At 50.8% G+C, this 12,498-nt stretch carries 12 protein-coding genes; 5 read left to right on the forward strand and 7 right to left on the reverse strand.

The window, feature by feature from the left end; genetic code table 11:
* Positions 1–198: 198 nt before the first annotated feature.
* From HHO50_RS21590 to HHO50_RS17500, 5 genes are all read right to left on the reverse strand, one after another.
* Positions 199–525 (reverse strand): GIY-YIG nuclease family protein, encoded by a 327-nt coding sequence (locus HHO50_RS21590; protein ID WP_370457627.1) that lies wholly within the window; start codon positions 523–525, stop codon positions 199–201.
* A gap of 35 nt (positions 526–560) precedes the next feature.
* Complete coding sequence (locus HHO50_RS17485) at positions 561–2,963, reverse strand: 3-hydroxyacyl-CoA dehydrogenase/enoyl-CoA hydratase family protein (protein WP_181307891.1); 2,403 nt, start codon at positions 2,961–2,963, stop codon at positions 561–563.
* A gap of 298 nt (positions 2,964–3,261) precedes the next feature.
* Positions 3,262–3,720: a MarR family winged helix-turn-helix transcriptional regulator gene (locus HHO50_RS17490; RefSeq protein WP_181307893.1), complete on the reverse strand. Its 459-nt coding sequence runs from the start codon at positions 3,718–3,720 to the stop codon at positions 3,262–3,264.
* Positions 3,721–4,051: 331 nt separating this feature from the next.
* Positions 4,052–4,876: a hypothetical protein gene (locus tag HHO50_RS17495; RefSeq protein ID WP_181307895.1), complete on the reverse strand. Its 825-nt coding sequence runs from the start codon at positions 4,874–4,876 to the stop codon at positions 4,052–4,054.
* Between the two features lie 142 nt (positions 4,877–5,018).
* On the reverse strand, positions 5,019–6,785 hold the full coding sequence (locus HHO50_RS17500; RefSeq protein ID WP_181307897.1) for a long-chain fatty acid--CoA ligase: 1,767 nt from the start codon (positions 6,783–6,785) through the stop codon (positions 5,019–5,021).
* Between the two features lie 155 nt (positions 6,786–6,940).
* Here HHO50_RS17500 and HHO50_RS17505 point away from each other — a divergent pair, with 155 nt between their 5' ends.
* The 5 genes from HHO50_RS17505 (at position 6,941) to HHO50_RS17525 (ending at position 11,345) form a co-directional block, all read left to right on the forward strand.
* A complete protein-coding gene (locus HHO50_RS17505; protein ID WP_181307899.1) occupies positions 6,941–8,089 on the forward strand; it encodes a formimidoylglutamase in 1,149 nt (382 codons plus the stop codon).
* Positions 8,090–8,523: 434 nt separating this feature from the next.
* Entirely contained in the window at positions 8,524–8,754 is a 231-nt protein-coding gene (locus tag HHO50_RS17510; RefSeq protein ID WP_181307901.1) for a cytochrome b5 domain-containing protein, read from the forward strand.
* Positions 8,755–8,808: 54 nt separating this feature from the next.
* Positions 8,809–9,660 (forward strand): BadF/BadG/BcrA/BcrD ATPase family protein, encoded by an 852-nt coding sequence (locus HHO50_RS17515; protein ID WP_181307903.1) that lies wholly within the window; start codon positions 8,809–8,811, stop codon positions 9,658–9,660.
* Entirely contained in the window at positions 9,657–10,463 is an 807-nt protein-coding gene (gene murQ / locus HHO50_RS17520) for an N-acetylmuramic acid 6-phosphate etherase (protein WP_181307905.1), read from the forward strand. The genes HHO50_RS17515 and murQ overlap by 4 nt, the downstream gene beginning before the upstream one ends.
* Before the next feature lie 312 nt (positions 10,464–10,775).
* Entirely contained in the window at positions 10,776–11,345 is a 570-nt protein-coding gene (locus tag HHO50_RS17525; RefSeq protein WP_181307908.1) for a hypothetical protein, read from the forward strand.
* Positions 11,346–11,721: 376 nt separating this feature from the next.
* Here the strand turns inward: HHO50_RS17525 and HHO50_RS17530 are convergent, their stop codons facing one another.
* Positions 11,722–11,922, reverse strand: coding sequence for a hypothetical protein (locus HHO50_RS17530; RefSeq protein WP_181307910.1), 201 nt, complete (start codon positions 11,920–11,922; stop codon positions 11,722–11,724).
* Positions 11,923–11,973: 51 nt separating this feature from the next.
* The gene (locus HHO50_RS17535; protein ID WP_181307912.1) at positions 11,974–12,168 is read right to left on the reverse strand and encodes a hypothetical protein; all 195 of its coding nucleotides are present in this window, start codon (positions 12,166–12,168) and stop codon (positions 11,974–11,976) included.
* Between the last annotated feature and the right edge of the window lie 330 nt (positions 12,169–12,498).

The following is a 12,498-nucleotide window of genomic DNA, read 5'->3' on the forward strand; positions in this document are numbered from 1 at the left end:
AGTGCTTCTACCTCTTTTGTCATCTACCCACTTTTGTCATCCTGAAAAGACCTTGTGGGCGAACTGTATTTCAGCTTACTATGTACAAGAACCCCATCTTCGGGTTGTAGACTTTATCAACGCTTCCTTGGCTTCCCGGCCCAACAGCTTTATTTCCTTCTCTCTCTCAATGGCCTGCTCCACATTGGTGTAACGTTCCTAATACAGCAACTTGTAGCAGCAGTACTTTCCGGCAAATGTCTCTGGCTTCCCTCTATTGTCTTTGTGTTGTTGCAAACGCACTTCCAAATTATTTGTCACGCCTGTGTAAAGAACAGTTTTAGCAGGGTTACTGATGATGTAGACAAAGTAGTTATGGTCTTTCATAGCTCCTGCCTGTCTAGTTCGCCCACAAGATCCTTTCAGGATGACAAAAAGGGAGAGGCGTTGTTTAGGTGAAATCAAACTTCTTCCAGAATGACAAAGTGAGAGGAGCGGGCCGGTTGCCAAGGCTCCTGCAAGCGAGTTTTCCGTTTTGGCCTGCATTCTGAAAACTAAGCCCAAAACGAAAAATTCAACTCTTAATTCCGCAGCGGTTTACCCGTAGTCAAAATGCTCTTGATGCGCTCCAAGGTCTTGCGTTCGCCGCAGAGGCTTAGGAAGGCTTCGCGCTCCAGGTCCAGCAGGTATTGCTCAGACACTTCAGACGGCATAGACAAGTCGCCGCCGCACATCACGTAGGCCAGTTTCTCTGAGATTTTGCGGTCGTGCTCCGTGATAAACCCGGCGGCGTGCATGGCGTGGGCTCCGGTGATGAACATTCCCAGACCGCCTTTGCCTTGCACTTTGATGTTGGTTTTAGGCGTGGGTCTGGTGTACCCGGCTTCGGCTAAGAGAATGGCTTCGGCTTTGGCCTCGGCGAGCTGGCGGTTGGTGTTCAGGGTGATGCCATCGCCGTGGCGCATAAAGCCCAGGTCATACGCTTCGGCCGCCGAGGTAGAGACTTTGGCGGTTCCTATGGTCATGAACACGTTGCGCAGGGCGTTGTATTCGGTATCGCCTTCTTCGTAAGCCGCCGAGGTGCGCAGGGTCATTTCCTTGGTTCCGCCCCCGCCGGGGATCAGGCCTACCCCAAATTCCACCAGACCAATGTACGTTTCAGCGGCCGCCTGTACTCTGTCGGCGTGGAGGCAAAGTTCGCAGCCGCCGCCCAGTGTTAGGCCGTGCGGTGCGGCCACTACCGGCACCGCCGAGTAGCGCATGCGCATCATGGTGTTCTGGAACTGCCGGATCATGAGGTTCAGCTCATCGTACTCCTGGTCCAGGGCGTACATGAACACGAGACCAAGGTTGGCGCCCGCCGAGAAGTTCGCGGCTTCGTTGCCTACCACTACGCCTCTGAAGTTTTGCTCCGCCAGGTCAATGCCTTTGTTCAGCCCTTGGATGATTTCGCTCCCCATGGCGTTCATTTTGGAATGGAATTCCACATTGAGGATACCGTCACCCAAGTCAATGATGGAACAGCCCGCGTTTTTCCAGACTACGTTGGTTCCGCGCAGCACATCCAGGAGCACGAAGTTCTCAGTGCCCGGAATCTGCTTGTACTCTTTGGTGGGAATGTCATAGTACTGGCGCTGGTTGTTCTGGCTGCGGTAGAACGTCTCATGGCCGGCCTCCAGCATCTCGTAAATCCACTGCGCAGGTTTGTAACCGGCGGCTTCCATGGCGACTACGGTTTCGCGCACGCCAAAAGCATCCCAGGTTTCAAACGGCCCCAGTTCCCAGCCAAAGCCAGCGCGCATGGCATCGTCAATGCGGTACAGCTCATCAGAGATTTCGGGGATGCGGTTGGTCACGTACTGGAACAGGCCAAAGGATGTTTCTCTAAAGAACTCACCGGCTTTGTCCTGGGCCTGGCTGAAGGCTTTGAGGCGCTTGCGCAGGTCATCAATGGGCTTGAGCGTTTCCATGCTCTGGAACCGGACTTTCTGCTTAGGCCCGTATTCCATGGTTTTCAAATCCAGCGTCAGGATTTCAGTGGCACCCTCTGCGGTTTTGGTTTTCTGGTAGAAGCCTTGTCTGGTTTTATCGCCTAGCCAGTTTTTCTCCAGCATCTGCTGAATGTAGCCGGGCAGTTGGAACAGGTCACGTTTTTCATCGGCTTCGCCGGTTTGGTACAGGCCTTGCGCCACTTTGGCCAGCGTGTCCAGACCTACCACGTCAGAAGTTCTAAACGTCGCAGATTTTGGCCTGCCCACTACCGGGCCCGTCAAACGGTCTACCTCGTCTACGTTCAGGCCGAGTTTCTCCATGACGTGCAGCACCTGCATGATGCCGTAAATACCCACGCGGTTCGCGATGAAGGCGGGCGTGTCTTTGGCCAGCACCGTGGTTTTGCCCAGGTACAGATCGCCGTAGTTCAAGAGGAACTGCGTGATCTCCGGGTCGGTCTCCGGGGTGGGGATGATCTCCAGCAGTTTCAGATAACGTGGCGGGTTGAAGAAGTGCGTGCCGCAGAAGTGCTTCCGGAAGTCCTCGGAACGGCCGTCCAGCATCAAGTGAATGGGAATGCCCGAGGTATTAGAAGTAATCAAGGTGCCCGGCTTTCTATATTGCTCCACGCGTTCAAACACGCTCTGTTTGATTTTCAGGTTCTCCACCACCACCTCAATCGTCCAGTCGCACTCGGCAATGCGGGGGAGGTCATCCTCAAAGTTCCCGGTCTGGATGAGGCGAGCCTCGGTTTTCTTGTAGAGCGGCGCGGGGTTGGAGGCAATGGCCGTTTGCAGCGCGGTGTTCACGATGCGGTTGCGCACCTGCTTGTTTTCCAGGGTGAGGCCTTTGGCTTGTTCCTCAGGGAGCAGTTCACGCGGCACCATGTCCAGGAGCAGCACCTGCACGCCAATGTTGGCGAAGTGGCAGGCAATGCGCGCGCCCATAATGCCTGAGCCCAACACCGCCACTTTCTTAATGATTCTCTTCATAGTTACTCGTATAATGTGCTAATTTTTCAATTTGCTGATGTGCTATTCTTCGTGGCACGATGTACGTATCAGGTGGCATGTATTTTTCTTTTCTTTAACTCGTTCGTCCTCCTTTGAAGGGGGTAGGGGGATGATTACTCGTGCTGATATCTTCATTCCCGAGAATAATCTTTATCTGTTCTATCTCTGCTGTTACTTATTCATCAAACGGCTTTGTCATCCCCCTCCCCCCTTCAAAGGGGGACGAACGAGAACCTGTTTTGGGTTTGTTTTTTGGAAAACAGACCCAAAACAGGTTTTACTTTCCAGATTTTCCTCCTTCACTAAAAACTTCCTTAGTCTCAATCAAGCTGTTTATTTGCCCAATGACCTGGAAGAAGACCTGCAACTGACTTTCGGGGATTACCTCCCGCACTTTCTTGTTGAACTGCTTCACGGTCACGCGGCTCACCTCCCGTTTCTCTAAACCCAGCTCCGTCAGTAGAATACGTACCGAGCGCTTGTCCTGCTCATCGGCCACCTTGTGAATCAGGCCTTTTTCCTCCATGCTTTTCAGAATACGGGTGAGGCTTCTGGCTTCCAGGCCCAGCAGCGGGGCAATCTTGGTGGCCGGTGTCCCTTTTTCGGGGTCAATGTTCAGCAGGACGAACCCAATAGACGTGGTGATGTCATTTTTCACGGCTTGGGCATTGTACATGCGCGCGATGGCGTGCCAACATACCTTTATGTTATAGTCAACCGTCTCTTCTGCTTTCATTTCGTCTCTTAGTCTCTTACCAAATTTAGAAAAATTTGGTATGCTTGCATACTATACTTCAAAATTTTTTACGGACTAGCAATGAAAAGGATGTGTTGTACTGATTTCCTTATCTAAGTGCTGTTATTTGAAGGCTAGATTACCACATTGTTAACCGTCTGGTTTCGCTGTTTCTCTAAAGAACTGTGTTTAGGGGCTACTTTCAGGAAACAAGGGCAAAAACGGTTTTCAAATTCTATGCGGTGTCGCCTTGATCTCAGCCCCTCTGAAACCCATTTGAGCTACTAGAGAAGTTATCAACTCGTTCTTGCCAGAGGATGGTCGCTTTTTTTCACTCCTTTCCTTTTGACCTGAAATTGAAATTATACTGCAAGCTGACACTCCCCACAAAACCATCTAAGTCAGGATTGTGGCTCTTATTTTCGCTCAGGCGCTCACTTTGGGTTAGGTAATCTATGAGGTACACCTGCGGCTTACCTTTTATCACCGGCAAGGATAAACCTGCTTGTATGTTCAGCTTGACATTTCTGTACTTAACCGTATAGCTTCCTACTGGTTCTATATTGATGCTCCAAATGTTTTCATACCTTCTGTTTCCATCTGGGGCATAAAATACCTCGTCGTAATAGAAGTTTTTATATTGATTGTAAGGTACCCTTACAGCGCCTCCAAATTCTGCTTGCTCCTTTACCCTTATAAGGTTTAGCTGTCCAAATACTTTCCAGTATTCTGCATAGGTTATTGCATCCAAGTCATCCATTGAATACTTGTCATTCTTCACTTTGAAGGTTCCTCCTCCGGCAAGCACCTCCACCTTAAAGTTTGGGTTTGTGGGGTTCACCAAAAAGCCCACTCCGCCGGTCATAGAGTAATTGTCTCTTTTAGTTTTTGCCCCTTTCCCTATAATGGAAAAACTTCTGGACGACTTTTGGTTTATCGCAGCATAACTAAAGAAAGCTATTCTACTGGTGAGGGCATAGGAAGCGGCAAGACCGTAACCGCCCCCGTACCCGGCAGAAAGATGCAATTGGTTATTTTGGGTATGCACCGGAATAACCATTGGTTCACGGGTGTAGAATCCCTCTTGCGCATATAAAAAGACAGGGTAAATTAATAACACCAACGTTCCTAAGAACCTATGCTTTCTCTTTTTCATACCCTATAAGAGTTTGGATTAATGCTTACTTGCTTTGCAGAGGTGTTTTAGGCCTGTTTTCAGGAAAACAGGCCTAAAACACCTCTGCGTAAAATAGAAGAGGAGACGCAGGTTGCGTCTCCTCTTCTATTTTAGGTTTTTCTTATACGGTGCGGTACAGGCCTTCAATCAAAGCGCGGTTGTTATTGGTGATAACCTTGCGCTTGATGCTGAGCTTAGGGGTCATCTCGCCGGTTTCCACGCTCCAGAGCTTAGGCAGCAGCACAAACTTTTTAATTCTTTCATACTGCGCCAGATGCTCGTTGGCTTTGTCTATTTCCTTCTGGAACTTGTCCAGCACCTCGGGTTTCCTGATCATTTCCTCGTTGGTGGTGTACGGAATGCTGTGGATTCTGCACCACTCCTGCAGTCCCTCAAAGGCGGGCACGATCAAGGCCCCCGGAAACTTCTCGCCTTCGCCCACCACCATCACCTGCTCAATCACCAGTGACTCCTTGAGTTTGTTCTCAATCAGCTGCGGCGCAATGTATTTTCCGCCCGAGGTCTTGAACATCTCCTTTTTGCGGTCGGTGATTTTGAGGAACTTGCCTTCCACCAGTTCGCCAATGTCGCCGGTATGGAACCAGCCGTCTGAGTCAATCACTTCGGCGGTGAGGTCAGGGCGTTTGTAGTAGCCCACCATCACACTTTCAGAACGGGTGAGAATTTCACCGTCTGGGGCAATCTTTACTTCCACATTGTGGATAGCTGGGCCTACGGTGCCAATCACGTTATTCTCAGATTCATAGCGGTTCACGGCAATAACCGGCGAGGTCTCTGTGAGACCGTAGCCTTCCATGATACGGATATTGGCTCCCCAGAACACGCGGGCCAACCGGGGTTGCAAGGCGGCTCCGCCAGACACAATTACTTTCACGTTTCCGCCCAGGGCTTCCTGCCATTTAGAGAAGATGAGTTTACGGGCCAGTTTGAGTTGCGTGTCATACAAAAAGCCCGGCGAGGTGCGGGTGTCATACTTCTGCCCCAGGCCCAGCGCCCAAAAGAACAAACCTTTCTTGATGCCCGTCAACTCGCCGCCTTTGGCGACAATCTTGTCATAGACTTTTTCCAGCAGGCGCGGCACGGTCACGAAAATGTGCGGCCCCACTTCTTTCAGATTATCGCCTACTTTTTCAATACTCTCGGCAAAGTAGATAGACACGCCCACCGAGAAGTAGATACAAGACACCATGCGCTCATAGATGTGGCAGAGCGGCAAAAAGCTCAACGCCCGGTGCTCCTGGTTTACCGGCACAAACGGCTTCACGTTAGTAAAATTGCTTACCAAATTGTTGTGCGACAGCATCACCCCTTTTGGTGCGCCGGTAGTGCCCGAAGTATAAATAATGGAAAGCAGGTCTGAGGGTTGCACGGCTGCTTTGTAGGGTTCCAGCGTGGCGGGGTCTTCGCCTTCGGCCAGTTTCAGTAGCTCAGACCAATGTTTGGCGCCGGGTACGTGGTCAAAGGTATAGATCTCCTGGATGCCGGGCAGATCTGTGGCGGCCTCCTTTACTTTGCTATACAAGTCTTGGGTTGACACCAGAATCAGCTTGGCCTCAGAGTCTTTGAGAATGTAGCGGTAATCTTCTACCGTGATGGTAGGGTACATGGGCACGCTCACCGCACCGGTCTGCTGAATCCCGTAATCGGCGAAAGTCCACTCCGGGCGGTTCATGGAAATGAGGGCCACCTTGTCGTCCTTCCTGATCCCCGACTTGAGCAAGGCCAGGCTTAACGTATTGGCCGTTTCCAACACTTGCTGGGTACTGTATTTCACCCATGCACCATTGATTTTTGCGGCCAGGCAGTCTGGTTGCGGAAACTGCTGTAACTGGTTGGTTAGCAAATCAAAAACCCGGGTTACTTTCATAGATTCGTCCTTGTATGTTGTTTGGCTCGTTAATATAACGCATTATCTATTTAAAAAAAACAAAACCCTCTTGCCCTTCCCCAACTGAATTGTTAAAAATGCTTCGGCCTGGTGGCCGATAATTGTTTATTTTTGATTTTTGCTCCACACGCCCCATGAACCTTTCCATCTTTTTTGAACCACTTCCGGAAGAACAATTCGGGCAGGCAGATACCCCTAAAACCGTGGGGGGCTACGTTGCGCCGTTTCTCCACTCTTTCCCAGATTGGCGCTCTTCTGAGGTCGTGCTCCTGGGTTTACCAGAATACCGGGGCACCACCGGGGCCACAGATGTCACTTACCAGGGGCCCAACAGAATCAGGCAGGAACTGTACCGCCTCATGAAAGGAACAGGTTCTTGGCTGGTCATGGATTTGGGCAATCTGCTGCCGGGCATCCAGTTAGAAGACACGTACCTGCGCCTGAAAGAAGTGGTAGAGATATTGGTAGATGCCGGCAAATTCCCCATTCTGCTGGGCGGTTCCCATGACCTCACCTACGGGCAGTTTCTGGGGTACGAGCACTTGTCTAAAACGGTGAACCTGACCGTCATAGACAGCCAACTGGACATGGCCGAGATAGAAGACACCTCGCCCGACCAACACCACCTGCACCGTATTCTGCTCCATGACCCCAACTACCTTTTCGGGTTCAGCCATATCGCGCACCAGGCCTACCTGACAGATTCCAGTACGTTGGCTGCGTTTGAAAAGCTGCATTTTGAGTTATTCAGAGTGGGGCAAGTGCGCCAGCAGATGCAGGAAATAGAACCCATCCTTCGGCAAGCCGATCTCATCAGTTTTGACGTGTCGGCGATCAGGCACCAGGATGCGCCCGGCCAGCAACACGCTAACCCCTTCGGGCTCACCGGCGAGGAGGCGTGTCAGTTATGCTGGTACGCCGGGCAAAGTGACCAACTCAGTTCGCTGGGCTTCTACGGCTACCGCCCCGAGCTGGATCACCGCTCTTTAACCGCCACCACTCTGGCCACCATGGTCTGGTACAGCATTGAAGGCTTCTACCAGCGCCAGGGCACCTTAGATTTCAACAGCAATCAGTTCCTCAAGTTCTCAGTGGGGTTCCATGACAACCCCAACAAGATGCTGTTCTACAAGAACCGCCACACCGAGAAATGGTGGATGCAGATAGACGATCTTTCCGGCTCACGCCCTCCCCTCATTGTGCCTTGCAGCTACCAGGACTACCTCACCGCCGCCGATGGCGAGGTGCCTAACCGGTGGGTTTTGATGCAAGCACGTATGTAATGTGCTAATTTTTGAGTGTGCTCATGTGCTATTTTGTGGGTGCGTAATTTTGCGCTTAGAAGACCTTACTGCTTGCCAATGCCCTTACCGCTTACGCTCCTGACCAATATTCTCCTTTCTTGTCATTCTGGCAGAATCTTGTGGGCGAACGGTAGGGTAGCCAGCTACACACATAGTGCTTGTTTGCGGTGAAGGCAAGTGAGCTATGCTGTTTCATCGTTTCTGTCCATCTAGTTCGCCCACAAGATCCTTCCAAGATGACAAAAGAGAAGAGTGTTAAATAGGAAATGAGTGGAAATAGAAGGAGAACAGATGTAGAAAGTAGAGCGAGAACAAACAGGAAAGATGCAAAGAGGCTAAAAACGCCTCTTTTTCAGAAAACACCCTTAAAAAGAATAGCACATTAGCACATTCAAAAATTAGCACATCAAACTATGCAAGAATACACCCGCGCCCAGTTGGCCCTCCGGAACGGACAAGACCGCGACGAGATTTGGGTGGCGTACAAGGGCGAGATCTACGACGTGACCAAGTCCAGGCTGTGGCGGCGCGGAAACCATTATGAGCACTGGGCCGGGCAGGATCTGACGGAGGAATTAGCCCTTGCGCCCCACACTGAATATGTGTTCGACAAGTTCTCTGTGATAGGAATTCTGAAAAAATAGTTTTTGTTTGGGCAAGTTTTCAGAGATTTGGCCCAGATTCTTCAATAACTTCATATGATTCTAATAGCTGATAGCGGCTCCACCAAGACCGCCTGGCGTTTACTAGAGACCGAGGGTGTTACTGCCCAGGCGCATACCATCGGGATCAACCCCTATTACCAGAACACAGATGAAATTGCCCAGTCGCTGAAAGACAGCCTTTTGTCGCAGTTGCCGGGCTGCGCTCCCCAGGAGATTTACTTCTACGGGGCGGGTTGCAGCGCCAAAGACAAACAGGAAATTGTAAAAGCGGCCTTGGCCGAAATCTTTCCGGAGGCCGAGATTCACGTGCACCATGACCTGGAGGCCGCGGCCCGCGCCCTGTGCGGAAACAAAGAAGGCATTGCCTGCATTCTGGGAACCGGCTCCAATACCTGCCTGTATGACGGCGAAAAGATTGTGCAGAACATGCCTAACCTGGGCTTTATTCTGGGCGATGAAGGCAGCGGCGGCTACATGGGCAAACTATTAGTACAGGCCTTCCTGAACCAGGAACTGCCCGAAGACATTCACCATGCCTTCATGGCCCGCTACAACACAGACCGCGACGAAATTGTAGACCACGTGTACCGCCAACCGTACCCCAACCGCTACATGGCCAGTTATGCCAGGTTCCTCTTTGACCACCAGCAGCACCCGTACATCTACCAGCTGATTTGCCAGGGTTTCACCGATTTCTTCCTGAAAACCGTAGTGAAATACCCAGCCTATGAGAAGAAGGAAACGCATTTTGTAGGTTCCATCGCCTTTTATTTTGCAGACATCCTCCGTACGGTAGCCCAACAGCACGGCATTACCGTAGGTCAGATTTTAGAAAGTCCTATTACAGGTCTGAGCCTGTACCACCAACAGAAAATCACTGTATGAGCACCACAGAAACCGCATCGCACTACAACCACCTTGAAAAGATGAGCGTGCAGGAACTCCTCACCAACATCAACAAAGAAGACAAAACGGTGCCTTTGGCCGTGGAAAAAGCCATTCCGCAGTTAGAGAAACTGGTAGAGGCCACCGTGGCCAAGATGAAAGCAGGCGGCCGCCTGTTCTACATTGGCGCGGGCACCAGTGGCCGGTTGGGCGTGGTAGACGCCTCTGAGTGTCCGCCAACGTTTGGGGTACCGTTTGACATGGTCATCGGCATTATGGCCGGGGGCGATACCGCCATCAGAAAGGCCGTGGAGTTTGCCGAGGACGATGACCAGCAAGCCATCAGAGACCTGGATGCATACGGCGTAAACGAGAAAGACGTGGTGGTGGGCATCGCGGCCTCCGGCCGAACCCCGTATGTGATTGGCGGTTTGCAGGCCTGCAACGAACGCGGCATTACCACCGGCTGCATTGTCTGCAACGCCGATAGCAAAATAGCCGCCGTGGCGCAGTATCCGGTGGAAGTGGTGACCGGCCCTGAGTTTTTGACGGGCAGCACCCGCATGAAAGCCGGTACCGGGCAGAAACTGGCCCTGAACATGCTCACCACTTCCACCATGATCCAACTGGGCAAAGTGAAAGGCAACAAGATGGTAGACATGCAGCTCACCAACCACAAACTAGTAGACAGGGGCGTACGCATGATCATGGAAGAGTTGGGTATCTCAGAAGAGAAAGCGAAAGAATTGCTGGACTTGCACGGCAGTGTGCGCGCCGCTATCAGTGCCCAACACCAGCACTAAGGTTTTGTGTTTTTAGAGCTTGTTTAAATTTCATCTTTGCGCTGCAAACGGCCCTAGAAAGAACCTGCGTTCGCCTTTTTCTCGCAGCGTAGCGCTGCTACGCTGCGAGAAAAAGGCGAACGCAGGTTCTTTCTAGGGCCGTTTTCGCTGGCAAACCTCAAATTTAAACAAGCTCCTAGCCTGATTTTCTAAAAAGAGGCCTAAAACAACCCAAGGAGATTCGCTGGTTAACGGCGAATCTTTTTTATGCCGTTCTGCCATCCCTAATGGCTGTTTCTCCGTTATGGATTTCTGCAGTCATTCCCTTTCGCTATGCACACCATTGAACCTTTCTATAATTGGATAGAAGCCTACTCGGCCTCAGAAGACGAACGCTCGCCGCTCTACGGGGCAGAAAACAGTGAGAACGAGTACACCCATACCATTTACGGCTACTACATACACCCGCAGTGGGACAACATTGATTCTGAGACGCTCTTCCTCAAGATCCTGTACGTTGATTACCATGACAACTACGCCGTGATTGAATTCATAGGCGAGTGGAACGACACGCTCAACAACGACATCATGTCTTTGAAGCGCAACATTCTGGATCTGATGATTGGCGAGGGCATCAATCATTTTATTCTCATTGGCGAGAACGTGTTCAACTTCCACGGCTCAGATGATGCGTACTATGAAGAATGGTTTGAGGACGTGGAAGACGGCTGGATTGCGGCCATCGGGTTCCAGGATTTTGTGGTGCAGGAGATGCAACAGTTCCACCTGGATTACTACATCAACTTTGGGGGCAACCTGGACAAGGTTCCGTGGCGTACCCTTGCGCCGCCGCAGTTGTTTCATCTGGTGGACAGCCTTATCCAAAAACGGTTGGGCATGTAGCCGCCCTTAAATGAAAGGTGCGCCTTGGAGTTGTAAGGCTGGTAGGGCTCCAGGAAGAGAATTCCCCTCCGGGGGCTCGTCTTGTAGGGGAACTTATACTTACGGCGCTGTTTGGAATTGACAAATACGAAGGAGCCGGATCTTGGAGGCCTCACCGGTTTCCGCGTTTTGAGCCTGTTTTTCGCAAAACAGGCTCAAAACGCGGAAAACACTATCAACCGCTCTTTCGGAGTTCCTACTCCCCTTCTTCTGCAACACATGCCCGAACCTGCCTGCTGTCAAAGGCGCAGGAAGGCATGATGGTGCCAATACAAAAAAACCAAAACAGAAGAGGACACCTTGCGGGTGTCCTCTTCTGTTTTAGGGCTTGGAAAGGTTAATCTCTCACGTTGTCAGCAGCCTCTTCGGCTTCATCTCCCACCTCTTCGGCGCCTTCTTCAATTTCTTGACCTGCTTCTTCTGCGGCATCTTCTACTTCTTCAGTAGTGTCTTCCGCGCGGTCTTCGGTGGTTTCACGGCAGGAGCCAAATGTCATCATTCCTGCGGTCAGTAGCATTACAAACAATGTCTTTTTCATAGTCTTATTTTGTACGTGAAGCGAACTCGCTCTGCCTAATTGGCTTTTTTTCTACTCAGGGTCAACCTGATCAACACTGTCCTTCACTTCTCGGGCCTGTCGGGCCAGGGCAGTGTCACCAGCCATCTCAGCGTGTGTTTCTACTTTCTCTGCCTGCTTTTCCATGCTATTCTCGGTTTTAGAATCACAGGCCGAAAAGCTTGCTATTCCTCCCAGAAAAGCGAACAGAAACAATGTCTTTTTCATAGTCTTATCTTGTACGAACGTGTCATCTTCCTTTTCTGACCCGTTATTTGCGGCCAACCAGGAAAGATCTTCCAATTCTTTTGCCTTATGTACGCATGTATGGGGAAATGGATATATTTTCACGTCAGCATATAAAAAAAATGCAATCAGATTCTTTCTAAAATAAATAAAGCGCGGGCCGTTCCTGAAGAAAATCAGGAACGGCCCGCGCCTTTGCTCTTGCCCTCTTGCTAAGCAGTTGCTTACTTAACTCAAGTTGCGATTATAAAACTATGAAGCCATCCAGGTTTGTTGAAGGATAAAGCGACCAAACTTTACCTCTCACTTCCC

The organism is Rufibacter sp. XAAS-G3-1, from assembly GCF_013623775.1.
Classification (GTDB): Bacteria; Bacteroidota; Bacteroidia; order Cytophagales; family Hymenobacteraceae; genus Nibribacter.